This window comes from Fusicatenibacter sp. (assembly GCF_977045365.1).
Window position 1 is genome coordinate 1 of sequence record NZ_CDRRUH010000049.1, and the last position, 24,294, is coordinate 24,294.

At 52.0% G+C, this 24,294-nt stretch carries 25 protein-coding genes; 17 read left to right on the forward strand and 8 right to left on the reverse strand.

Features of this window, described 5'->3' with window-relative positions; translation table 11 throughout:
* Window positions 1-42 precede the first annotated feature (42 nt).
* The 6 genes from ACY2VW_RS10710 to ACY2VW_RS10735 all read left to right on the forward strand — a co-directional run bounded on the left by ACY2VW_RS10710 (window position 43) and on the right by ACY2VW_RS10735 (window position 7,088).
* Window positions 43-663, forward strand: coding sequence for a cytidylate kinase-like family protein (locus ACY2VW_RS10710; protein ID WP_055219997.1), 621 nt, complete (start codon window positions 43-45; stop codon window positions 661-663).
* A gap of 3 nt (window positions 664-666) precedes the next feature.
* A complete protein-coding gene (locus tag ACY2VW_RS10715) occupies window positions 667-2,190 on the forward strand; it encodes an APC family permease (RefSeq protein WP_461873770.1) in 1,524 nt (507 codons plus the stop codon).
* Between the two features lie 78 nt (window positions 2,191-2,268).
* Entirely contained in the window at window positions 2,269-3,453 is a 1,185-nt protein-coding gene (locus ACY2VW_RS10720; protein WP_461878064.1) for an iron-containing alcohol dehydrogenase family protein, read from the forward strand.
* A gap of 183 nt (window positions 3,454-3,636) precedes the next feature.
* Window positions 3,637-4,581 carry an AAA family ATPase gene (locus tag ACY2VW_RS10725; RefSeq protein WP_461878065.1) on the forward strand — a complete coding sequence of 315 codons (945 nt, stop codon included), beginning with the start codon at window positions 3,637-3,639 and terminating at the stop codon, window positions 4,579-4,581.
* Window positions 4,582-4,587: 6 nt separating this feature from the next.
* Window positions 4,588-5,718: a DUF58 domain-containing protein gene (locus tag ACY2VW_RS10730; RefSeq protein WP_461878066.1), complete on the forward strand. Its 1,131-nt coding sequence runs from the start codon at window positions 4,588-4,590 to the stop codon at window positions 5,716-5,718.
* Entirely contained in the window at window positions 5,709-7,088 is a 1,380-nt protein-coding gene (locus tag ACY2VW_RS10735; RefSeq protein ID WP_461878067.1) for a hypothetical protein, read from the forward strand. The genes ACY2VW_RS10730 and ACY2VW_RS10735 overlap by 10 nt, the downstream gene beginning before the upstream one ends.
* A gap of 1 nt (window position 7,089) precedes the next feature.
* On the opposite strand, the gene spoVAC is transcribed toward ACY2VW_RS10735, so the two are convergent.
* From spoVAC to ACY2VW_RS10750, 3 genes are read right to left on the reverse strand one after another with little or no spacing between them, the layout of a single operon-like run.
* Window positions 7,090-7,563, reverse strand: coding sequence for a stage V sporulation protein AC (gene spoVAC / locus ACY2VW_RS10740; RefSeq protein ID WP_461878068.1), 474 nt, complete (start codon window positions 7,561-7,563; stop codon window positions 7,090-7,092).
* A 24-nt stretch (window positions 7,564-7,587) separates the two neighbouring features.
* Complete coding sequence (locus tag ACY2VW_RS10745) at window positions 7,588-8,010, reverse strand: stage V sporulation protein AB (RefSeq protein WP_461878069.1); 423 nt, start codon at window positions 8,008-8,010, stop codon at window positions 7,588-7,590.
* Complete coding sequence (locus tag ACY2VW_RS10750) at window positions 7,967-8,635, reverse strand: stage V sporulation protein AA (protein WP_461878070.1); 669 nt, start codon at window positions 8,633-8,635, stop codon at window positions 7,967-7,969. Before ACY2VW_RS10750 ends, ACY2VW_RS10745 begins: the two co-directional genes overlap by 44 nt.
* 158 nt (window positions 8,636-8,793) lie before the next feature.
* Here ACY2VW_RS10750 and spoVAD point away from each other — a divergent pair, with 158 nt between their 5' ends.
* From spoVAD to ACY2VW_RS10765, 3 genes are all read left to right on the forward strand, one after another.
* Window positions 8,794-9,813, forward strand: a complete 1,020-nt coding sequence (gene spoVAD, locus ACY2VW_RS10755; RefSeq protein ID WP_461873761.1) for a stage V sporulation protein AD — start codon at window positions 8,794-8,796, stop codon at window positions 9,811-9,813.
* Window positions 9,814-9,826: 13 nt separating this feature from the next.
* Entirely contained in the window at window positions 9,827-10,183 is a 357-nt protein-coding gene (locus ACY2VW_RS10760; protein ID WP_055220161.1) for a SpoVA/SpoVAEb family sporulation membrane protein, read from the forward strand.
* A gap of 158 nt (window positions 10,184-10,341) precedes the next feature.
* The gene (locus ACY2VW_RS10765; RefSeq protein WP_461878071.1) at window positions 10,342-11,004 is read left to right on the forward strand and encodes a methylated-DNA--[protein]-cysteine S-methyltransferase; all 663 of its coding nucleotides are present in this window, start codon (window positions 10,342-10,344) and stop codon (window positions 11,002-11,004) included.
* Window positions 11,005-11,103: 99 nt separating this feature from the next.
* On the opposite strand, the gene ACY2VW_RS10770 is transcribed toward ACY2VW_RS10765, so the two are convergent.
* Window positions 11,104-12,306: a MalY/PatB family protein gene (locus ACY2VW_RS10770; RefSeq protein ID WP_461878072.1), complete on the reverse strand. Its 1,203-nt coding sequence runs from the start codon at window positions 12,304-12,306 to the stop codon at window positions 11,104-11,106.
* A 175-nt stretch (window positions 12,307-12,481) separates the two neighbouring features.
* Window positions 12,482-13,564 (reverse strand): glutamate 5-kinase, encoded by a 1,083-nt coding sequence (gene proB, locus ACY2VW_RS10775; protein WP_226906324.1) that lies wholly within the window; start codon window positions 13,562-13,564, stop codon window positions 12,482-12,484.
* Between the two features lie 278 nt (window positions 13,565-13,842).
* Between proB and ACY2VW_RS10780 the strand changes: the two genes are divergently transcribed.
* Window positions 13,843-14,925: an NUDIX domain-containing protein gene (locus ACY2VW_RS10780; RefSeq protein ID WP_461878073.1), complete on the forward strand. Its 1,083-nt coding sequence runs from the start codon at window positions 13,843-13,845 to the stop codon at window positions 14,923-14,925.
* Between the two features lie 6 nt (window positions 14,926-14,931).
* Window positions 14,932-15,402 (forward strand): large conductance mechanosensitive channel protein MscL, encoded by a 471-nt coding sequence (mscL, locus tag ACY2VW_RS10785; RefSeq protein ID WP_461878074.1) that lies wholly within the window; start codon window positions 14,932-14,934, stop codon window positions 15,400-15,402.
* 78 nt (window positions 15,403-15,480) lie between these two features.
* On the opposite strand, the gene ACY2VW_RS10790 is transcribed toward mscL, so the two are convergent.
* Entirely contained in the window at window positions 15,481-16,074 is a 594-nt protein-coding gene (locus ACY2VW_RS10790; protein WP_461878075.1) for an ECF transporter S component, read from the reverse strand.
* Between the two features lie 110 nt (window positions 16,075-16,184).
* Entirely contained in the window at window positions 16,185-16,565 is a 381-nt protein-coding gene (locus tag ACY2VW_RS10795; RefSeq protein ID WP_117814123.1) for a DUF3783 domain-containing protein, read from the reverse strand.
* A gap of 163 nt (window positions 16,566-16,728) precedes the next feature.
* Between ACY2VW_RS10795 and ACY2VW_RS10800 the strand changes: the two genes are divergently transcribed.
* The 5 genes from ACY2VW_RS10800 (at window position 16,729) to ACY2VW_RS10820 (ending at window position 23,091) form a co-directional block, all read left to right on the forward strand.
* Window positions 16,729-17,595, forward strand: a complete 867-nt coding sequence (locus ACY2VW_RS10800) for a class I SAM-dependent methyltransferase (RefSeq protein WP_461878076.1) — start codon at window positions 16,729-16,731, stop codon at window positions 17,593-17,595.
* A gap of 219 nt (window positions 17,596-17,814) precedes the next feature.
* Complete coding sequence (locus tag ACY2VW_RS10805) at window positions 17,815-19,101, forward strand: PLP-dependent aminotransferase family protein (RefSeq protein WP_022461783.1); 1,287 nt, start codon at window positions 17,815-17,817, stop codon at window positions 19,099-19,101.
* 130 nt (window positions 19,102-19,231) lie between these two features.
* Complete coding sequence (locus ACY2VW_RS10810) at window positions 19,232-20,650, forward strand: L,D-transpeptidase (protein ID WP_461878077.1); 1,419 nt, start codon at window positions 19,232-19,234, stop codon at window positions 20,648-20,650.
* Between the two features lie 21 nt (window positions 20,651-20,671).
* Window positions 20,672-21,721, forward strand: a complete 1,050-nt coding sequence (locus tag ACY2VW_RS10815) for a D-alanine--D-alanine ligase family protein (protein WP_461878078.1) — start codon at window positions 20,672-20,674, stop codon at window positions 21,719-21,721.
* Entirely contained in the window at window positions 21,718-23,091 is a 1,374-nt protein-coding gene (locus ACY2VW_RS10820) for a UDP-N-acetylmuramoyl-tripeptide--D-alanyl-D-alanine ligase (protein ID WP_461878079.1), read from the forward strand. Before ACY2VW_RS10815 ends, ACY2VW_RS10820 begins: the two co-directional genes overlap by 4 nt.
* A gap of 80 nt (window positions 23,092-23,171) precedes the next feature.
* Here ACY2VW_RS10820 and ACY2VW_RS10825 read toward each other — a convergent pair whose 3' ends face one another.
* Complete coding sequence (locus ACY2VW_RS10825; RefSeq protein WP_461878080.1) at window positions 23,172-23,909, reverse strand: lysophospholipid acyltransferase family protein; 738 nt, start codon at window positions 23,907-23,909, stop codon at window positions 23,172-23,174.
* A 175-nt stretch (window positions 23,910-24,084) separates the two neighbouring features.
* On the opposite strand from ACY2VW_RS10825, the gene ACY2VW_RS10830 reads away from it, so the two are divergent.
* Window positions 24,085-24,294: hypothetical protein (locus tag ACY2VW_RS10830; RefSeq protein ID WP_461878081.1), on the forward strand; the 210-nt coding region annotated here is incomplete at its 3' end.

Sequence of the window (24,294 nt, forward strand, 5' to 3'; positions counted from 1 at the left end):
CAACAGGTAAAACAGAGAAATTAAATGTGAGAGGAAAACGGTATGGGACATCTGGTTATCACAATCGGCTGCGAGTACGGAGCCAAAGGAAATGCCATCGGCAGGAAAATTGCGGAGGATCTCGGAATTAAGTTCTACGACCGCGAGCTGGTGGATCAGATTATTGAAGAAGTCGGAATTCCGAAAGACATCATGAACCGTGTAGAAGAGGGCGGTACGATTGCCGGAAAAGGAGCCGAGGGCGATGTCCGTGGATCCTTCTCCAAATATGCGGACCTGACCGAGCGTGCGATTCATGTACAGAAGCAGATCATCCGGAAACTGGCAGAAAAAGAAGCCTGCGTCATCATCGGACGATCCGCGGATTACATTTTAAAGGACAGCAAAGATATCAAGCTCCTCCGGGCTTTTATCTATGCACCGGACGAGATCCGCATTCAGAACATCATGAAGAGTCACAGCCTTTCCGAGAGCGATGCAAAAATCCTGCTGCTCGAGAAGGACAAGCGGTATCACAAGCGTCACCTGGCGCTGACCGGCAGCAACCGTGGAGACCGGCACAACCGCGATATCCTGATCAACAGTGCATTCCTTGGTGTGGAGGGCACAGCGGAGTATCTCGAGGAACTGATTCAGAAGAAATACGGAAGCGGGGAGGAATAAGCCATGGAACAGAAAAAATCAGAATTTGACAAAGTATTGGGTGCATGGGACATTCTCGTCATCGCTTTCGGAGCCATGATCGGCTGGGGCTGGGTTGTATCCTCGGGAAGCTGGATCCAGAAAGGCGGCGTTGTCGGAGCAGCAATCGCATTTGCCATCGGTGGTGTCATGATCTTCTTCATCGGCCTGACCTACGCAGAGCTGACCGCAGCGATGCCGCAGTGCGGCGGCGAGCATGTTTTCAGTTATAAAGCGATGGGTCCGAACGGCTCCTTTATCTGTACATGGGCGATTATTTTGGGATATGTCAGTGTTACCTGTTTCGAGGCCTGCGCCTTCCCAACCATCATCACCTATCTGTGGCCGGGATTCCTGAAAGGCTACATGTACAGCGTAGCAGGATTTGATATCTATGCCTCCTGGGTAGCCGTGGCAGTTATCGTAGCATTCCTTATCACACTCATCAATGTGCTGGGAGCAAAAACAGCAGCCGTTCTGCAGACGGTCCTCACCTGTATCATCGGCGGCGCGGGCATCCTTCTGATTGTGGCATCCGTGATCAACGGTGATTCCGGCAATCTGCAGGGACAGATGTTTGTCGGCGAGAGCGCCGGAACGATGTTCCAGAACATCATCAAAGTTGCTGTTGTTACCCCGTTCTTCTTCATCGGTTTTGACGTTATCCCGCAGGCAGCAGAGGAAATCAACGTTCCGTTAAAGAAAATCGGTAAAATGATGATTCTCTCCGTTGTCCTCGCTGTTGTTTTCTATTCCTGTGTTATCCTGGCTGTCGGCTATGTGCTGAATCCGTCCGAAATCCTGAGTTCGGAAGCAGGAACCGGACTTGTCACAGCAGATGCCATGGCAAAAGCGTTCGGTACAGCGGTTATGGCAAAAGTCATCATTGTTGGCGGTATGTGCGGTATCATCACATCCTGGAACTCCTTTATGATCGGCGGTTCCCGTGCCCTGTATTCCATGGCTGAATCTTACATGATTCCGCCGATGTTTGCAAAGCTTCACCCGCAGCACAAAACTCCGATCAACGCCCTGTTCCTGATCGGCGCGCTGACTATGCTGGCTCCGTTTGCAGGACGAGGCATGATGGTGTGGATCTGTGATGCAGGTAACTTTGGATGCTGTCTTGCCTACTGTATGGTATCTCTTTCCTTCCTGATTCTGCGGAAGAAAGAGCCGGATATGCCGCGTCCGTATCGTGTTCCGGCATATAAATTTGTTGGAACCATGGCGGTTCTGATGTCCGGATGCATGGTGCTTGTTTACTGCATTCCTGGTTCCGGCGGAACGCTGGTATGGCAGGAGTGGCTGATGGTAGGCGGCTGGAGCCTCCTCGGTGTTGTATTCTTTGCAGTCTGCAAGTTCAAATATAAAGAGAAATTCGGCAGCCTGATCGAGCTGATCTCCGACGAGGACGCAGCGTCCCTGATGCCGGAGGCAGACGATGCGGAACTCGACGTTGTCATCGATGCAGCAATCGACCGTGTCCTTGCAAAAATGGCTGGCTGAAGCTGAGATAGGATAAAACAAAGCGTGTCGGAAAGAGTATTTTCGGCACGCTTTCTGAAAGAAAAGGAGAAAAATAAGATGAATCCATTCGAATTTTCGATTCCACAGAATATTATTGTCGGAGCAGGAACACTTAGTAAACTGCCGGAGTGTGCAAAGAAGATGGGCGGAACCCATGCGATGATTCTTTCCGGTCCTACTTTAAAGAAGATGGGTGTTGTGGACAAAGCAGCGGACAGCCTGAAAGCGGCCGGAATTGCAGCCGATATTTTCACGGAGATTGAGGCGAACCCGTCTGTCACCACCGTAGAAAAAGCAACCGAGAGCTATCTTTCTTCCGGCGCAGACTTTATCGTAGCGCTCGGCGGCGGTTCTCCGATGGATGTGGCAAAGGCTGTCGGTGTGACAGCAAAATACGGCGGAAGCATCACCGAGTATGAAGGCGCACACAAAGTGCCGGGCAAAATCGTTCCGCTGATCGCCATTCCGACGACCGCGGGAACCGGATCTGAAGTGACTGCGTTTTCCGTGATCACTGACCACAGCAGAGATTACAAGCTGACTGTATTCAGCTACGAACTCCTTCCGGAGTACGCGATTCTCGATCCGGAACTTCTGACATCCGCTCCGGCATCCGTTGCGGCAGCGTGCGGTATTGATGCCTTTATCCATGCGGAGGAGGCTTATATTTCCACAGCCGCATCTCCGTTCTCCGATGCCATGGCAGAAAAAGCGATGGAATTGATCGGTAAAAATATCCGCCGTTTCGTGGCGCGCAGAACCGATCTCGAAGCCGCAGAGGCGATGCTGACCGGTTCGCTGTTCGCGGGTATTGCATTTTCCTACGCAAGACTTGGAAATGTCCATGCAATGAGTCATCCTGTGAGCGCCTTCTTCGATGTGCCGCACGGCGTGGCAAATGCCGTTCTGCTTCCGGTCATCGCAGAGTACAATGCACTGGCAGACCATGGAAGATATTTGAAGATCTACAACTACATCAGCGAAATCCCGGCATACGCCGATGAATTCGAGCCGATGATGCTGGTCGGCGCGATTCGCGAGCTGACCGCAGCCATCGGAATCCCGGCCAGCCTGACCGATGCGATCCGCCAGGCGGCAAAGGGAAAAGAAGTGACGGCAGAGGAGATCGAGAGCAAAATCGTGCCGATGGCGGTAGATGCGATGAAGAGCGGAAACATTGCCGTCAACCCGAGAGCGTCCCGTCAGCAGGACATCGAGGCGCTGTACCGGAAAGCACTGTAAGAGACAAGCTATAGCAAGAGACCGTAAAGGGCGATGCTGTGAAAAATAGGTACAGCATCGTCCTTTTTCTGCTTGTCTTCCGAAAATATGTGCAGTAAAATAAATTTATCGTGCTGTTCTCACAAAACAGAGCAGCGAGGGGTGGATTTTTTTATTAAATCTTACTATTGGAGGAAGCAAAACATGGAAAATAATGTATTGCAGCAATTAAAAGAAAATATCGCAAAGGTCATGATCGGAAACGAGCGCACGATCGAGCTTGTCCTGACCTGCCTTGTAGCCAAAGGTCATATCCTGCTCGAGGATGTCCCGGGAACCGGAAAAACCGTGATGGCAAAATCCCTTGCGAAATCCGTTGAAGCGGAGTTCGGCCGTATCCAGTTCACGCCGGATCTTCTGCCGTCCGATGTCACCGGCCTCAATTACTTCGATGCCAAAAGCGGAGAGTTCGTCTTTTCGAAAGGACCTGCCTTCTGCAACATTCTGCTTGCCGATGAGATCAACCGTGCGACACCGAAGACGCAGAGCAGCCTTCTCGAGTGCATGGCAGAGCGCCAGATCACCGTGGACGGTGTGACACGGCCGCTCGAGGAGCCGTTCCTCGTCATCGCCACGCAGAACCCGCTCGAGACGCTCGGAACCTTCCCGCTGCCGGAGGCGCAGATGGACCGTTTTTTAATGAAACTTTCGATGGAAGCATTAAGCCCGGCGGAAGAGACGCAGATGATCGCCCGTTTCCTGACCGAGGAGCCGCTCGCCGAGCTGTCATCTGTCTGCCAAAAAGAAGAAATCCGTGCCCTGCAGGAGGCGTGTAAAGAAGTCTACCTGCATCCGGAACTGGTACAGTATCTCGTCCGCATCGTACAGGAGACGAGAGCCAACAGCAAAATTACAAGCGGCGTGAGCCCGCGTGGAACACTCGCATTTTTACGTGCCGTACAGGGCCACGCGCTGGTGCAGGGACGAAACTACGTTGTGCCGGAGGACTTCAAGACCGTGGCTGTTCCGGTACTCGCACACCGTCTCACCATGCAGATCGGCGCAGATGATGGAAGAGCCGCAGAATCGGTGATCGAGGAAATTTTAAACCGCATCGAACTGCCGACCGAAAACTGGTCAGGAAGGTAACAGACTATGCTTCTTTTATTACTATTTGGAATAGCGCTCGCCTGGTTTTTACAGAAAAAACTGTATCAGAAAAGCTGGCAGAAGAACCTGAAAATCCAGGTCAGTTTTCAGGATTCCGCGATCTATGAAGGCGAGGAGAGCGCGTTAAAAGAGGTCGTCGTAAACGACAAACTGCTGCCGATCCCGGCGCTCGAGCTTGGCATTTCGATGAGCCGCAATCTGGAATTTGACCGCGAGGCAAAAGCAAACGCGAGCATCACCGACCAGAGCTACAAACGCGATGTCTTTTCGTTCCTGTTTCATCAGCAGGTCACGAGAACACTGCCGTTTCAGGCGAAAAAACGAGGATTCTACGAGATCACCGGTGCGCATGCCGTAGCGTACGATCTCTTTTTCCGGGAGGGTTTTTACAGCGATTACCCGCAGCAGACACAGATGTACGTTTACCCGCGCCAGGTTGATACTGCACGGATCCAGATGATCTGCCGTGCTGTGTCGGGCATGGTTCTGTCGAGAAACCGTCTGTACGAGGATCCGTTTGAATTTTCCGGCATCCGCGATTACCGGAAAGAAGACCCGATGAACCGCATCAACTGGAAATCGTCAGCGCGGATGGGAAACCTGATGGTCAACCAGTTCGACGCGACGACGAGCGTGGAAGTCACCGTGCTTCTTGATATCGAGGACTCCAACATTCTGCGCGAGGAAGCGCAGGTCGAGGAGAGCATCCGCATCACGTCTTCGCTTGCGGCGCGGATGGTGAAAAACAAGATGAATCTGTGGGTGAAGAGTAATGCGAAAGATGAGGAGACCGGCGAGGAGCTGCGTGTCCATCTGGCAGCGGGCGCCGGAAAGACGGCGGAGCTGAACCGGAAGCTGGCGTGTGTGAAGCTCGGAGAAAATCCGGTTTCCGGTGCAGAGCTTCTGCAAAAAGAGGCGGAAAAAGAAATCACCGGTCACACTTACGTTGTTGTATCGAAAAACAGAACGGATGAGGTGCGTTCCGCACTCCATCTGCTCTCCGGTGCGCAGAACCAGGTTCTCTGGGTGATTCCGTATCTGCCGGGCGAAGAAGTTCCGTCGGAGCAGAACCGTGCGTACACCGCAATCGGCTGGGAGGTGAAACCATGGAAATAAAAAAGACACCGGTACAGATCCCGCTGACCTGGCTTCATGTCTGGCTTTTATTTGCCGGCATCTATGGCTTTGCCGCCGGTTTTCTGGAGCTGACGGGACGGGAGGCGCTGTATTTCTGCGCCATATCCTTATTGCTGCTGATTCCGGCCGCCGCAAGCTGGATTCTGATCCGGAAAACGAAAGCACTCTGGCAGTTTCTGCTTGGCGGAATTGCGGTCTGCGCGGTGACGTATCTGGCAGCGAAATTTTTCTGTTCCCTGTTCAGTGTGCAGGCGGCAGCGGTAATTGAAGCGGCTGCGGCGGCAAACGATGGAAAAAACAAGTTTGAGAACGGTATTTCTCCTGCATTTCTGGAGAGCCTTTCCGGCGTGATGACGGGTCTTATGGCCGCTGTGATTTTCCTGATCCGCGGCTATGTCAGAATCCGCAAAGGCCAGTTAAAGAAAGCAGCGCAGGAACTGCCGGCCGGCTCAATGCCGCTGGCGGATATGGAAGCGTGGGAGATACCGACGCTCCTCGACGAGCCAAAGCCTCTTCACTTTCTCTGGTTTATCATTCAGTATGTGATCGGCGTGCTGATGAAAATGCCGTTCTACTGGCATCTGATCTTCTGGTTTTTCTTTGCAGATGTATTCCTGTGCTTCTTCTGCCAGTACCTCGACGGCATGCACGGGTTCATCCGTGACCATCAGAAAATCGCCAATCTCCCGGTGGAGACGATGCAGCGGACGGGAAAACTGATCCTGAAAATTGCAGTACTCCTTCTGGTACTGTTCGTGCTCCCATCGGCGCTCTACGGAAAGGATCCGATTGCGGAGGCGATCGCAGGATATGAGCCGAAAGAGCTGGAAAGCGATCTTACGATCGAAACACCGGAGGCCGAGACGCCGCAGGGCATGGAGCAGGCCGATCTGTCCGATATGCTGGGGGACAAAGAGTACAAACCGATGCCGCAGTGGATCCAGAATCTTTTTACGGCGGTCATGTATCTTGTGATGGTTGCCGTCGGAATCGCGGTTCTGCGGGCGATTTACCAGAGCGTAAAAAATGCGGGAAAAGCCTTCTCAGAGGATGAGGAGGACGAAGTTCTCTTCCTGCATCAGGGAAACGACGAACGGGAAAATCTGCCGTGGCGGCGGGAAAAGAAAGAGGGCTATCTCTCCCCGAATATGCGAATCCGCCGACAGTATAAAAAGGCCATCAAAAAAGCCGGAAAATACCAGCCGACCGGAGCCGAAACCCCGGCGGAGCTCGAGGAGAGAAACGAGCTTTCCGGCGACGGCATGAGACGGCTGCACGACGGCTATGAAAAAGCGCGTTACAGCCGCGAGGGCTGCACAAAAGAAGAGGCGGAAGCGCTGAAAAACTGATTTAAAACCAGTTCCCGGCGACGGTCCAAAGCCAATAGAGAAAACCGAGCAGCCAGCTCGCAAAGACACCGTACAGAATGACAGGTCCGGCGATGGTGAAAATTTTTGCACCGATGCCGAAGACCTGTCCTTCTTTTTTATACTCAATTGCAGGTGCGGCAACCGAGTTGGCAAAGCCGGTGATCGGGACGAGCGCGCCGCATCCGGCGAAGGTGACGATTTTCTGATAGATGTTGAGACCGGTTAAAACCACACTGCAAAGGATCAGGAGCAGCGAGCACCAGGCACCGGCGTCGTCCTTGTTCAGCGAAAACTGAGTTTTGCCGATATGGAGCAGAATCTGCCCCACGACACAGATCAGCCCGCCGACGACAAACGCTTTTGCCATATTGCAGAAGAGATTCTGTTTTGGTGTCACTTCTTTGACATACTGTTCGTATTCTTTTTTCGCCCGTTCACTTTTTAAACTCTGCATCACATCTTACCTCCAAGTCTGAGTTTATTGAAATCCACTTGCAAAATAATAAAGAGAGCCCGCGATTTTCCCTGCCGCCATGCAGAGAATCACAAACGGCAGACCGCGCGTCAGGCCGACCCGGCGGCAGAGGATCGAAAACAAATTGACGACCTCGCCGAGCGCGATGATCCAGCTTCCCAGATAAATGCCCGCAAAAAGCCAGAACACACCGGCCGTCCAGGATGGCAGGGAAAACGAGAAGGTGCCAAGCGAGAAAAGATCGCCGAACAGCGCCCCGGCCATACAGCAGCATTCGTAAAAACGCAGGCTCCCTGCTGTCTTTGTGATGCCGGCGTACCGTGTCACAATGCCAAGGCCGATCACAAGCGCGACAAGGCCGCTCGCGACGAAAAAGCCAAGGCTAAGACCGGCCATGGCCAGCAGGATCTCTGGCAGGATTCGCATGAAAAGCCTCCTTTCCTTTACCGGAGCGGTCGTTCTGTTCGATAATGGTCGTATCGATATCATCCTCATAGACCCGCATTTCCACCTCGAGCGGCGTCGGGTCCTGCGTGAATTTCCGCCGTCCGAAATGGTTGAAATAGAGCACGACGCCAAGGCCGATGCCGATGGAATATGAAATTTCCAGTACGGAAAAGCCGGGTGTCATCTGCGGCAGAAAGCGGGTGTAAACATCCAAAAACAGCTCGCGGATGCCGATATCGGTGTGAAACGTCATAATGGAAAACGAAGTTCCGATAAACGTAAGGATGCCGACCAGAATCGTTTTGCACCAGCTGATCCAGGTGTTTTTCTGATGCGGGTCCTCGTACGTTAAAATAAAGTTCGGTTCGCCGATGTGGGTGACATCGACGTGCTCCTCTGCTTCCGTGACGAGACGGACGAGCGTGGACGCGGAGCAGACGTAGCGCCCGTATCCGTCATCGGGAAGATGCGCCACGCGGCGGACCTGATTGCGGGCGAGGACAGCGCCGTCCGAACAGGAAAGCTGTGCCACATCGCCGAGCGTCACGACGGGACTGGTGATTTTGATATTCCGCTCCGTCTGAAGATACAGCATTTCACTCATGAAAAGATTCCTCTAAAAGTTTCTGAAACAGGGATTTTCGTGCTACAGCGTACAGAATACCCAGGAATGGAAAAATCATGCGTAAGAACAGAAAAAACGGAAATACTGAAGGTCAGAAATGGTAAGATGCAAAATCAGAAAAACGGAGGAATTTGCCGATGAGACAGATGACAGGAAAGCAGAGCATCTCGTTTGCCAAAGCCGTCTATATCGAGGGCAGCGCGGCGATTGTAGGAGAAAAGGAAAAGGAGGGGCCGCTGGGCGAATACTTTTCGCACACGCTTTCGGACCCGATGTGCGGGCAGGAGAGCTGGGAGGAGGGCGAGAGTGAACTGCAGCTTGCCACCGCGAAGCTGGCAATGCAGAAAGCCAATGTGAGGCCGGAGCAGATCCGCATGATTTTTGCGGGCGATCTTCTGGCACAGTCAATCGCATCATCGTTCGGCCTGGTAGATCTGAACTGCCCGCTCTACGGCCTGTTCGGTGCCTGCTCGACGATGGGAGAGGCGCTTTCGCTTGGCGCGATGGCAGTCGCGGGAGGATACGGTGACCGGGTGCTGGCGGTGACATCGAGCCACTTTGGAACGGCGGAGAAGGAGTTCCGTTTTCCGCTCGCCTACGGAAACCAGCGCCCGCCGTCTGCAAGCTGGACGGTGACGGGAAGCGGCGCGTGTGTGCTTGGAAAAACGAAGAGCAGAGTGAAAATCACGGGCGCTACGACGGGAAAAATCATTGATTACGGGCTGAAAGACAACCAGAACATGGGCGCCTGCATGGCCCCCGCTGCGTGCGATACGATTGCACAGAACCTCGTCGATTTCAACAGGGAACCAGCCGATTACGACCGCATTGTAACGGGAGATCTCGGCGTTGTGGGACGGGAAATCCTGCTGGAACTGCTGAAAAAGAAAGGATACGATATCTCGGAACAGCACAGTGACTGCGGCATGCTGATTTTCGATCCGGCCAAACAGGATACCGGCGCGGGTGGAAGCGGCTGCGGCTGTGCGGCATCGGTGCTGGCGGAGTATCTGCTGCCGAAGCTGGAAAACGGAGAGTGGAAACGCATTCTGTTTGTGCCGACCGGCGCGCTGATGTCGAAGGTGAGCTTTCAGGAGGGCAGCAGCGTGCCCGGCATTGCGCAGGCGGTTGTAATCGAGCGGGAGGAGGATGTGTAAGATGGGAACCTTTATGGAATATTTCAATGCTTTCTGGGTCGGCGGCCTGATCTGTGCGCTGTGCCAGATTCTGCTCGACCGCACGAAAATGCTGCCGGGAAGAATTATGGTGACGCTGGTGTGCACGGGCGCAGTGCTGAGTTTTCTGGGACTCTACGATCCATTTGCAGAATACGCCGGAGCAGGTGCGTCGGTGCCGCTGCTCGGGTTCGGGCATCTGCTGTTCCAGGGAGTGAAAGATGCAGTGAAAGAGAGCGGCTTTTTAGGATTGTTCCAGGGCGGATTAAAGGCGGGAGCTGTCGGAACATCAGCGGCGTTGATTTTCGCGTATCTTGCAAGCTGGATTTTCCAGCCGAAGATGAAAAAATAGCAGGTGAAAAATTGCGCGGAAGCAGGCGGACTGGTATAATGAAGAAAAAATGCCGCAGAAAAAAGCAGAATCGTAGCGGCAGGAGGAATACAGAAAAAGCGGGTGTTTTGCGGAAAAAAACATCAAAGCACCCGCGACAGGAAGAAAGGAAGTCTGCAATGAAGACAAGAGAAGAAGCATTAGCCTACGGTCTTTCCTTCCCGGACACATATCAGGAGGCGCCGTTCCACGATGACAACTGGCAGCTCATCCGCGTGAAAGGAAGCAGAAAGGCATTTCTGTGGGTCTATGAAAAGGACGGAATCATTCAGCTGAATGTAAAAGCAAACCCGGAATGGCGAGACTACTGGCGCGATGCATTCGCGTCAGTTATCCCGGGATATCATCAGAATAAGGAGCACTGGAACACGATTCTACTCGACGGAACCGTACCCGATGATGCCATACGCACCATGATCGCCGAGAGCTACGACATCATCACGGACAGCCCGACCAAAAGAATCTATGAGGCGGTAAAGCAGATTCCGCGCGGAAAAGTGGCGACATACGGCCAGATAGCAGCGCTTGCAGGCGAGCCGAAGATGGCGCGTGCCGTGGGAAACGCCTTACATAAAAACACAGATCCGGAGCACATTCCATGCTACCGTGTGGTAAACTCCAAAGGCGAACTGGCCGCGGAATTTGTCTTCGGCGGCGCCGGGAAACAGGCGGATATGCTGGAGGCAGACGGCATTGTGCTGGAAAACGGCCGCGTCAATTTAAAGAAGTACGGCATCAACGTGGAAGAGATGCTGGCACAGCGGGAGCTGGAGCAAAACTGAAAAAACAGGATGCACAAAACAGCGAAAGACCGGAACGGCAGAGGAAAATGTCCGTTTCGGTCTTTCATTATGTTTGGCTTATAAAATTAGAAAATACAATTATTTCGCATTGAATACATACTTATCCATACGGTCAAATGCCTCTTTCACAAGCACATGCGGCAGTGCCAGATTCAGGCGGATCGCATACGGTCTGTGGAACGGCCGTCCGTCCTGCCAGATCACGCCGACAGCAACACCGGCTTTCAGCAGTGTATCCATATCGGTATCATGCTCCTTGCACCACTCCTCGCAGTCGAGGTACAGCATGTACGTTCCTTCTGGTTTGGAAAGCTTCACGCCCTTGAAATGCTCGAGAATGTAGTTGTACGCATAATCCGCATTCGATTTCAGCACTTCGCGCAGTTCATCCACCCACTGGTATCCCTCCGGACGGTAAGCGCCGATCAGCGCATGAACAGAGAGTACGTTCGGAGAATTGTAGTGAGAAAGGGACGAAGCCTTCTCCACACGGTCGCGCAGCATGCGGTTGTAGATGATGTGGTAGGAGCCTACAAGGCCAGCCAGGTTAAAGGTCTTGGACGGTGCATAAAGTGCGATGGTGCGCTCGCGTGCATCCTTCGAAACGGACTGCGTTGGGATATGTTTGAAGCCCGGCAGTGTCAGGTCAGACCAGATCTCATCGGAGATGACAACGCATTCATTTGCTTTGTAAATTTCCATCGCCTTTTCAATTTCCTCGCGCTCCCAGACACGGCCTGTCGGGTTGTGCGGAGAGCAGAAAATCGCGAAATGAATGTTGTGTTCTTTTAACTTGCGGTCCATATCGGCGTAGTCCATACGCCATACGCCGTTCTCATCCTGAACAAGATCGGAGAGAACGATATTGCGTCCGCAGTTCTCAAGAACACCGGTAAAACCGATGTATGTCGGGGAATGCAGAAGAATGGATTCGCCCGGGGATGTAAAAGCGGCAGCAGCCGAAGCAACACAGCCGAGCACGCCGTTCTCATAGCCGATCGCCTCACGCGGCAGATCTTCCACACCGTTGCGCTCTTTCTGCCAGCGGATGATGCTGTCAAAATATGCATCCGGCAGATTAAAGTAGCCAAAATGCGGTTTGTTGACTCTCGCGTGAATTGCTTCCTGAATGGTCGGAAGAGACGGGAAGTTCATGTCGGCCACCCACATCGGGATGCGGGAGAAGCCCTCTTTGACTTCCGCACCCGGAATCGGGATCTGATCGACAGCGATCGAATCGTGGCCGCTGCGGTTCATCAGAGATGTAAAATCGTATTTCATTGGTAAAAACCCTCCTTTGTGTTTGCTGTGCTCTCGAAGTAAAACCAAAAGCACATGGAAAACCGGATGCAGCTTCCTTTCCTCGCTGAAAGAAAAACCTGCAGCCGGCTGAATACAAATATTATAACACGGAGGGGAATTTTCGTAAACAAAAGAATGCTTTATTCGGCACCATTTATTCCGCGCCGATCCAGTTATCGCGGTTGATTGCTTCCGTGTGGCTGGTGCTTTCGTTCATGATTTTCTGCAGATCCGGCCGGTCATAGTTGACAATGCCCTTTCCGAGATATTCATGGCTGCCGCGCCGGAAGACGCTGACGACATCGCCTTTCTTAAAATCGCCTTCGACTGCCACGATGCCTTTGGGAAGCAGGCTCTTTGCCTGAACAGCAAGTGCTTCTGCGGCACCCTCATCGACGTAGAGGTTGCCCGCACTCGGCGCATAGAATGCCATCCACTGCAGACGCGTTTTCATGTTGTGGCCGCTGGCGGTAAAGTACGTTCCTTTTGCGGTTCCTTTCACCGCACGCACAATGTTGTTTTCCTCCGCCGAGGAGCAGATCAGAACCGGCACACCGGCTCTTGTGGCAAGCGAAGCGGCGGAGAGCTTCGTTGTCATGCCTCCCGTTCCGTTGCCCGATCCCGCACCGCCTGCCGCAGCAGTGAGCTCCGGCGTGATCTCATTTACCACGTCGATATGGCGCGCATTCGGGTCACTCTTTGGATTGGCAGTGTAGAGCCCGTCGATATCGGTCAGCAGAATCAGAAGCGATGCATGCAGCATCGCAGCCACCTGGGCGGAGAGCGTGTCGTTGTCGCCGACCTTCAGCTCCTCAATCGCGATCGTATCGTTCTCATTGATGATCGGAATCGCACCGCGCCCGAGCAGGACGGAGAGGGAGCCGAAGATGTTTTTATAGCGGCGGCGGTCCTCAAAGTCACTGCGGTTCAAAAGAATCTGCGCACACGGAATCTGGTACGCCATCAGATTTTTCGTGTATTCCTCCATCAGAAGGCCCTGGCCGACAGCAGCGGCAGCCTGTTTATCGGCAATTTTCGTCGGCCGTTTTTTAAAGCCGAGACGGGAAAAGCCTGCGGCGATCGCACCGGAGGAAACGAGAATCACATGGTGGCCTGCCGTCTGCAGCGCGGCAAGCTGGGTCGTAATGTTCCGTATTTTTTCAGCATCCATGGTTCCGTCTGAGAGTGTCAGGGAGCTGGTGCCGACTTTCACAACTATCGTCTGTTTTTCCATCATGAAAACCTCAAATGTAAGAAATGATAAGAAACGTTGTTTACGGGTGACAAAACATCAATTACAGACACTTTAACACAGTACTGTGTGAGAGTCAAGAAGATGCGGAATGGTCGTTACATTTTTCGTGAAAGATCTGCAAAAAGATAGAAATTTGTTGCTGGAATTCTGAAAAAGTATGGTAGAATAGAAAACGAGAAAAAGGTGTGTGCAGAAATACATTTTTCCTGAAAAACAAAAGAAGCGGAAAGAAGTCCGGCACACGACGGAGGGAGTCAAAGATGGAGGAAAAAACAGAAGAAAGAGGCAGAGGCTGCATGACAACGCTGTGCTACATCGAAAAGGATGACAGCTATCTGATGATGCACCGCACGGTGAAAAAGAACGATGTCAACAAGGACAAGTGGATCGGCGTCGGCGGCCATGCGGAACTTGGCGAAAGCCCGGAGGAATGCCTGCTGCGTGAAGTAAAAGAGGAAACCGGCTACACGCTGACGAGCTGGCGTTTCCGCGGTCTCGTTACCTTTGTGACAGAGGCAGAAAACAGCAAAACGGTGGAGTACATGGAGTATATGTGTCTCTACACGGCAGACGGATTCACGGGAGAACCGACTGCATGTGATGAGGGCGAACTCGCCTGGGTGAAAAAAGAGGACGTCCTGCACCTGAATCTGTGGGAGGGAGACAAAATCTTTTTCCGCCTTCTGAATGAAGACGAGCCGTTTTTCTCCCTGAAGCTGCGGTATGTGGGCGACACGCTCGCAGAAGCGGTGCTGAACGGAAAACAGATGGAACTTTTTGAGGAGCGCTCAGGCGACGGCACGCCGACCGGAACCATCGTAGAACGCGGCGTGGCGCACAGTGAGGGACGGTGTCACGGAACGGCACATATCTGGATTGCACGGGCGAATGAGAAGAGCGGCTGTGAGGTACTGCTGCAGAAAAGGAGTGCCTGGAAGGATTCGAATCCGGGCTGCTACGATATCTCGAGTGCCGGCCATCTTTCGGCGGGCGATACGTATCTGGAAGGGGCCCTGCGGGAAATCGGCGAGGAGCTCGGCATCCACGCAGAAGCAGAAGATCTGATGGATCTTGGCCTGCTGGAAAAAGTATCACACGGTGTTTTTTACGGAAAACCGTTCCACGATCATGAGGTCAGCGCCGTGTATCTTTATACAAAGCCGGTCGAGGCAGAAAAACTGCATCTGCAGGAGTCGGAAGTAGAAGCAGTCCGCTGGATGGATCTGAAGGAATGTCAGAAGGCGGTTCGGGAAGGAACCATTCCAAACTGCATTGATATCCGGGAACTGGAAATGATCGAAAAAGCGTGGTTCGCCGGAGAAAAAACAAAAGATGAGGAGTAAGAGAAGATGAAAGAAAATGGATTCATCAACGAGTTTAAGAAATTTATCATGCGCGGAAACGTCATGGATATGGCAGTCGGTGTCATCGTCGGCGGTGCGTTCACGGCGATCGTGACATCCCTGAACCAGGATATCCTGACCCCGATCCTTGGAATCTTCGGCGGAACCGATTTTTCCAATCTGAAAATCACACTCGGACTTGGCGAGAATGCTCCGGTTCTGTGCTACGGAAACTTTATCACCGCAGTGATCAACTTCCTGATCACCGCATTCGTGATCTTCTGCCTGGTCAAAGCGATCAACACCGTCAGCGAGAAGCTGACCCCGAAGAATGAGGAAGAAGAGGCGGCACCGACCACAAAGATCTGTCCGTACTGCAAGAGCGAGATCGACATCGAGGCAGTCAGATGCCCGCACTGTACATCCATTCTGGAAGAAGAGGCAGTGAAAGAGGCAGCAGCCACCGTTGAAAAATAAAAAGAAATGCATGAAAAAAGTCACCGGTTCGAAATAGAACCTGGTGACTTTTTTTAATATCGTGTAAGTGAAATTTTTTTATTTCACTGCTGCTTTTACCTGGCTAAACAGTCCGGATTTCTGAAGAGCCGGACGCAGTGCCATGTAGATGATAACGGAAGTGATGGTGGAAAGTACGGCGTTGATGGAAGTAGCCGCAACGTTCCAGCTTAAGGTAACCTCTGCCGCCGGTTTTCCAAGAAGAACCAGTTTGTAGAAGTAACCGATGAGCGGATCGAAGATCACGTTGAACAGAAGTCCGCCGATGGCTGCCAGCAGTGCCCATTTGAAGATCTGTTTCTGATCGGTCTGCTCGTTGATTTTACCGATTTTGTGTGCGATCAGTCCTGCGATAAGGCCGATGCAGAATTTTAAGAGGAAGGTCTTTGGTGCATATACCACATAGACCGGATCGAGAAGATCTCCGATGGTCATGCCGATCGCACCGCCGATTCCGCCGTAAACACCGCCGAGAATCAGTGCACCGAGCACACAGACAGCGTTTCCAAAATGGATCGAGGTGGCATCTCCGCCCGGCAGCCAGATTTTGAACTGCAGGAAGGTGAAGACAACGTAGGAAAGGGCTGCAAAGACACCTGTCATTGCGATTTTCCAGACTTTTTCATTTTTCATAACAACTCACTCCTTTGGCATCTGGAACTTTCGTTCCTTGATTGCACCCTATTATAGGGAGTAGTGGCATGAAGAAAAAGTGCCAATTCCGGATTTTTTGACCAGACCAGTTATTTCCGGTACGATTTCATTTTTTCGTGTTCTTCTTTTAATTCTCTGTAGAGCTGCAGCGAATTCCACGCCTGGTTCTGCGTTGTGACGATGGCTTTGAGGGCGATCGGCGGCACTTTTTTCCGGCGCATTTCGGTGAGAAAAAGATCGAGTTTCCGCTCGGAAAAGCCGGCCATGACCATCATTGGTTCATCAAATCCGGCGCCGTCATAGGCTTCGGGGGATTCTGCAAATGCTTTATTTCCGGCAAGAAATCCGATCGACTGGAGATACTGTTCCGGTTCCACAATGCGCACGCGGATGCCGAGCTTTAAGAGAACCGGCTTTAAAAGCGCAGCCGTTTTCGTTCCTTTGATCTGATATAAGAGTACGGTTTCCATGAGAAAAATCCTTTCCGTGGGCAGATTTCCGGACCAAATGCGCGGATGCCCAGAACTATGATATAAAAAATGTTTTGGAAAAACAATACTTTTATGGTATCATAGGGAGGTACAATTGAGAACACGATAAATTTTGAGATAAAAGAGAAAGGAAACCAATAAAATGTGGATAGCAGATGGATGGAAAGATTATGAAGTGCTGGATACGTCCGGCGGAGAAAAACTGGAGCGGTGGGGAGATTACCTTCTGGTAAGACCGGACCCGCAGGTCATCTGGAACACGAAAAAAGAAAATCCGGGCTGGAAAAAGAAAAACGGCCATTATCACAGAAGCAGCAAGGGCGGCGGAGAATGGGAGTTTTTCCAGCTGCCGGAGCAGTGGGAGATTAACTATAAAGACCTGACCTTCCGCCTGAAACCGTTCAGCTTCAAACACACCGGCCTTTTCCCGGAGCAGGCAACGAACTGGGACTGGTTCGGCGATCTGATCCGCCGTGCCAACCGCCCGGTTAAAGTGCTGAACCTGTTCGCCTACACCGGAGGCGCAACGCTCGCAGCAGCCGCAGCAGGCGCAAGCGTCACACATGTCGATGCATCCAAAGGCATGGTCAACTGGGCAAAAGAGAACGCTGCCGCATCCGGCCTTTCGGACAAGCCGATCCGCTGGCTTGTGGATGACTGCACAAAATTTGTCGAGCGCGAGATCCGCAGAGGCAATCACTACGATGCGATCATCATGGACCCGCCGTCCTACGGAAGAGGACCAAAGGGCGAGATCTGGAAGATCGAGGAGTCGATTCATCCGTTCATCAAGCTCTGCACGCAGCTCTTAAGCGATGACCCGCTGTTCTTCCTTGTGAATTCTTACACGACAGGACTTGCACCGGCTGTCCTGACGTACATGATTTCCCTGGAATTAAAACAGTACAAAGGCCACGTAGAAGCACAGGAAATCGGCCTTCCGGTCAAGTCGACCGGCCTTGTTCTGCCGTGCGGTGCATCGGGAAGATGGCAGTCTGACAACGTTTAAAACATCTTTTGACAGCGGACGTATGTCCGTCATACGAAAAACATTTGGCTGAAATTGCAGGAAATGAAGTATAAAACTGCAAAAAGTGGGATAAAATGCCGAAAAGTGCATAAAACATGCAAGTTCTCCTTGACAGAAACTCATGATCTGGTAAAATGGTCTTTAGTTGAGCAAGAAACCTGAAAAAACGGGTAAGGAAAGTACAAGGGAGGACGTTTCATGAAACCGTATATCGAATGGACCAAAGAAGAATTAGTTGCCGAGAAAGCCAGACTGGAGCAGGAATTTGCAGAGGTAAAAGCAAAAGGCCTCAATCTGAATATTTCCAGAGGAAAACCTGCAGCAGCCCAGTTAGATCTCACGGAAGGAATGCTTACCGTTCTCTCGAAAAATGAAGACACCTTCGCAGAAGATGGAACCGACTGCCGGAACTACGGCGTGCTGACCGGTATTCCGGAAGCAAGAAAACTGATCGGAGATATCTGTGAGGTTCCGGCGGAAAACGTCATCGTTTACGGAAACGCCAGCCTTACCATTATGTTTGATACCGTAGCACGTTCGTTCCTGAAAGGCGTTGCAGGCTGCACTCCGTGGAACAAGCTGGACAAAGTAAAATTCCTCTGTCCGGTACCGGGCTATGACCGTCACTTCGGTGTAACCGAGTACTTCGGCGTTGAGATGATCAATGTTCCGATGACGCCGGAAGGACCGGACATGGACATGGTAGAAAAACTCGTTGCAGAAGATGACGCCATCAAGGGAATCTGGTGTGTACCGAAATACTCCAACCCGCAGGGCTACACCTACTCCGATGAGACCGTCAGAAGATTTGCAAACCTGAAACCGGCAGCCAAAGACTTTCGTATTTTCTGGGATAATGCATATATCATCCATCACCTGTATGATGACAGACAGGATCACCTGCTGAACATCATCGAGGAGTGCGAGAAAGCCGGAAATCCGGATATGGTCTATGAGTTCGTATCCACTTCGAAAGTAAGCTATCCGGGAGCCGGAATTGCAGCTCTCATTTCTTCTGAGGCAAACCTCAAAGAGGCACAGGAGTACATGAACTTCCAGATCATCGGTCATGATAAACTGAATCAGCTGCGCCATGTAAAATTCTTCCAGAACCTGGACGGCGTGATGAATCAGATGAAAAAGCATGCTGAGATCTTAAGACCGAAATTCGAGGCAATTCTGCAGGTAATGGATCAGGAGCTGAGCGGCCTTGGCATCGCTTCCTGGACAAAACCGAACGGTGGATACTTCATCTCCTTCGATGCGATGGAGGGATGTGCAAAGAAGATCGTTGCAAAAGCAAAAGAGGCCGGTCTTACCATGACAGGCGCGGGCGCAACGTATCCATATCACAACGATCCGCAGGATTCCAACATCCGTATTGCACCGTCCTTCCCGACACCGGAAGAGCTGGAAATCGCAGGTCAGGTATTCGTGCTGAGTGTCAAACTGGTCAGCGTGGATAAGATTCTGGAAAGCAAATAACAGATAAGTAAAAATACAAAAGCCGGATTCTCCCGGGGGACACAGTTTTTGTGAACTCTGGTGTGGGAGTTCCGGCTTTTTTCTATTAGAAAGTTAAAAAGAAATTTTCTATGGGACAGAAAGGAAAAACATGAAAAAGAAAGTAATAGGAATTGCCGCAGGACTCATACTCCTTGCAGCCGCAGGCGGTTACGCGGGTGTGGGGCATTACTATGCATCCCACTTTTTCCCGAAAACCGCGATCAACGGACTGAACTGTGCAGGTCTGACCGCAGAGCAGGTCAAAGAGGAAATTCAGAACCACATTGTGGATTATACACTTGGCATTACCGAGCGCGGTGGAAAAACAGAGACATTAAGCGGCACGGAGATCGGCCTCACGTATGTGGACGACCACGCGGTGGAAAAACTGCTGGAGTCCCAGAATACTCTTGCATGGCCTGCATTCTATTGGAAAGAGAAAGAAAACCAGGTGGCGGCGGACTCTGTCTATGACAAAGAAATGGTGCAGGAAAAACTGCAGACGATGGAAGGGTTTCAGGAAGAACAGCAGGAAGCGCCGACGGATGCGTATCTGACGGATGACGGAACCTCGTACGTCATTGTGCCGGAAACAGAGGGCGCGCAGGTGGACTATGAGAAGGCAGAACAGGCCGTCATCGAGGCTCTGGATGCCGGAGCGGCGCGTGTGGATCTGGAAGAGAAAGATGTTTACCGGAAACCGGGCATTACGCAGGATGATGAAGCACTGAACGGGGAAATGGCGGAGCTGAACCACCTGACAGCGGCGCGGATCACGTATGCAATCGGTGAAAACAGCTATGCCATAGACCGGGCGACCTTACAGAGCTGGCTCGTACAGGGGGAGGATGGAACCTACACGATTTCGCAGGACGAAGCGGCAGCCTTTGTGCGCCATATGGCGTATGAGACGGACACCTTCGGGCTGGCGCATACCTTCAAAACGAGTCTTGGCGCGGCCATTAACCTGAATGCGGGCGGCGATTACGGCTGGTGTATCGACAAGGAGGAGACGACGCAGGCACTTCTGCAGGCGATCGAGGATGAAACGCAGGGAAATCTCGACCCGGTTTACCTCTATACGGCCAATGACCGCTCGGCGAATGATATCGGAAATACATACGTCGAGGTGTGCATTTCCCAGCAGAAAATGTGGTGCTACAAGGACGGCGTTCTGGTGACGGAAACACCGGTCACAACCGGCAATCATGCGACGGGCTATGACACTCCGGCAGGCAGTGTCTGGGCGGTGGATGCGAAAAAAAGTAACTGTGATTTCAAGCTCTACCCGAGCCATGTCATGTTCTGGCTTCCGTTCAACGGCGACGTCGGAATCCACGATGCAAGCTGGCGTACCGAGTACGGCGGGGACATCTATCTGACGAACGGATCCCACGGATGTGTGAATACCCCATACACAGAAGCAGAAAAAGTGTTCAATGCTATTGAAATTGGTGACCCGGTTATCGTATACTATAGCCTGGACGATGTAACAGGGCCGCAGCCCACACAGCAGACCGGTCTATAAAGATAAAGGAGATTAAAATAGATGAAGATAGTAGTATTAGCTGGAGGAACCAGCACAGAACGTTCGGTATCCATCACTTCCGGAACCATGGTATGTAAGGCACTCCGCGAGAAAAATCATCAGGCAGTTCTGGTGGATATTTTCTGCGGAATTGATGTGAATGGAAATCTGGAAGATGCATTTGCAGAAGAGAACTATGATGTAGACAAAGCAGCAGAGTACATGCACAGCTTTGATGAAAAATTAGATGAGATGACCGCATCCCGCCGCAGATTCTTCGGCAGAAACGTGCTGGAGCTCTGCGAGGCGGCAGACGTTGTTTTCCTCGCCCTGCACGGCGCAAACGGAGAGGACGGAAAGGTACAGGCAACGTTTGATCTGCTCGGCATTCCGTACACCGGAACCGGCTATTTAAGCAGTGCCCTTGCGATGGATAAATCCATCACCAAACAGTTCTTCCGCGCACACAACGTGCCGACCCCGAACGGCGTGACCCTGAAAAAAGGCCAGGAGAGCGAGCCGCTGTCCAGCTTCGGACTGGAGCTTCCGGTTGTCGTAAAACCGTGCTGCGGCGGATCCAGCGTCGGCGTTTATATTGCGCATACGAACGAGGAATACTGGCAGGCCATGAAGGATGCTTTCTCCTATGAGCCGGAGGTTGTCGTTGAGGAGTATATCGAGGGAAGAGAGTTCTCTGTCGGCGTTGTAGACGGAAAAGCATACCCGATCATCGAGATCGCGCCGATCGAAGGATTCTATGATTATACGAATAAATACAAAGCAGGATCGAACGTTGAGACCTGCCCTGCCGTGTTGACCGAGGAGCAGACGAAAGAAATGCAGAAGCACGCAGAGGACGGCGCTGCCGCTCTCGGCATCGAAAACTACTGCCGTCTCGACTTTATGATGCGCAAGGACGGAAGAATGTACTGCCTCGAGGCAAACACCCTTCCGGGCATGACCCCGACCAGCCTTCTGCCGCAGGAGGCACAGGTACTCGGCATTTCCTATCCGGAACTGTGCGAGCTGCTGATCCAGCTTTCTCTCAGAAAAAGAGGTAACAACGCATGAAAAATATGACACTTGAACACATCACAGAGGTGTGCGGCGGAACCTACTTCGGACCGGAAGAAAAGAAAACAGCGGAAGCCGCTGATATCGTGACGGACAGCCGGAAAGCGGGAGAGGGAAGCCTCTTCGTTGCAATTCCGGGTGAGCGTGTGGACGGCCATAAATTTATCCCAAATGTGGCTGCTCAGGGCGCACTTGCTGTCATTTCCGAGCAGAAACTTGAAACACCGCCATGCCCGTATATCCTCGTGAAGGATTCCATGGAAGCCATCAAGGCAATGGCAGAATACTATATGCAGCAGCTCAATATTCCGGTTGTCGGTATCACGGGAAGCGTTGGAAAGACCAGCACGAAAGAGACGATTGCGTCGGTGCTGGCGCAGAAATACCGCGTGCTGAAAACGGATGCGAACTTCAACAATGAGCTGGGCCTGTCGCTCACCGTTTTCCGCCTGCGCGAAGGGGATGAAATGGCGGTTCTCGAGATGGGAATCGACGATTTCGGCCAGATGCACCGTCTGGCGAAGATCGCACGCCCGGAGACTGCAGTCATCACGAATATCGGATGGTGTCATCTGGAAAATCTGAAGACAAGAGATGGTATTTTACAGGCGAAGACCGAGATCTTTGATCATCTGCGTGAGAACGGCCACATTATCATCAACGGGGACGACGACAAGCTGTCCACGGTTGGAACGGTTCACGGTATCGAGCCGGTTCATTTCGGACTGGATGCAAAGAATGAATATTATGCCGATGAGATCGAGAGCCAGGGCTTCCGCGGCATTTCCTGCCGGATTCATACCCCGCAGGGCAGTTTTTCCGCACTGATTCCGATTCCGGGACGCCATATGGTCTACAATGCGCTGGCTGGAACCGCAGTAGGATGCACGTACGGGCTGACGCTGGATCAGATCAAGCAGGGAATCGAGACACTGCAGTCGGTGAGTGGAAGATTCCACATCATCGAGACGGGAAAATACACGGTTGTCGATGACTGCTACAATGCAAACCCGGTTTCCATGAAAGCATCCCTCGATGTCCTGAAAGAGGCGAAGGGAAGAAAAGTGGCTGTACTCGGCGATATGGGCGAGCTCGGAACCGATGAGGCAGCACTCCACGCCGAAGTCGGCACACACGCCGGAACCTGCGGCATCGACGCCCTCTACTGCGCAGGACCGCTCTGCGAGCACCTTGCAAAAGCGGCAAAAGAGGCAGACCCGCAACTGGAAATCCGCCACTTCGCAGACCGCGAAAGCCTGATGGCAGAACTGCCGAAGCTCTTACAGGACGGCGATCAGATTCTGGTGAAGGCATCACACTTTATGGAGTATGGAAAGATTGTGGAGATGCTCTCCGCAGAGAAATAAGAGAATTGTTATAAGAAAAAAGCGCCGGGCGCTTCTGTTTTTTACAGATGTGTCCGGCACTTTTTTCGTGCCAGTGTTTTTTATTTTGCCGGATTTTCTTTCAGCTGTTCCAGCAGAATGTTTTTCGTATAATTTCCGATTTCTTTTTTCTCTTCCTTCGTAAGCTCACCCGGAATGATCGGTTTGCCGTATGTCACGGTAACGTGTGTACCGCGGATCTTCGGAAAGTGTGCTTCCAGGATTTCTCTGGAACCGGAAATCGAAAGCGGAATGATCGGGCAGCCGGTTTTCGTTGCCATCTTGAATGAACCGTTGTGGAACTCGCCGAGCTCCAGCTCGCTCTCCGTATTGCCGCGGGTGCCCTCCGGGAAGATACAGATGGAAGTGCCGCTCTTGATCTCCTCACATCCGGTCAGGATCATCTGCAGACCCTGTTTGATGTCGGATCGGTCGAGAAACAGGCAGTGGATGAGATCCATCCAGTTCTTTAAGAGCGGAATGCGCGCCAGCTCCTTTTTCGCTACGAATCCGCAGGAGCCCGGAACCGTTGTGTAGGTTACGAGAATATCAAAATAGCTGCGGTGATTGCCGATGTAGAGAACGGCACGATCTTTCGGAATATTTTCCTGCCCTTCCACCGTGATCTTCGTGCCGGCGAAAAACAGAATCACGCGGAAAATCCAGCGGATCAGCGCACGGCTTACCTTGTCACAGACCTCCGGCTTTTTCTTCCGGATCAGAAGCAGAACAAGAAGCACCGGGATCGACAGAATCAGATACAGAAAAGCGGTCAGAATGACCAGAATAAAACGAATCATGAATCTTTTTCTCCTCTTGTAAAATAGTGATATTCAGTTATTGCGTACTTTTCAGTATACGTCATTGACGGGGCATGTTGCAATAACTTTCGTCTTTTTCAGAAAAAGATTTTGCGTCATAGAAGACCGCGGCCCGTCATACAATGGATAGAAAGAGCGGGAAGCGGCGTTTGGAATGATGGGGAAGAAAAAGAAACGGGGAAGAGTTCTTCTGGCGGCGGTGATCCTGATGCTCCTGGCATCGTGCCGGATTACGGATGTAAGCGAGGGCGAGCGGAAAGAACTGTCGTACGCGATTGTAAAGCCGGGCGATTTTCCGCCGGAAATTGATCAGATTCTGCGGGAGAAAAAAGAATCCGCGTTCAGATGGCGTACGAGAGCGGGG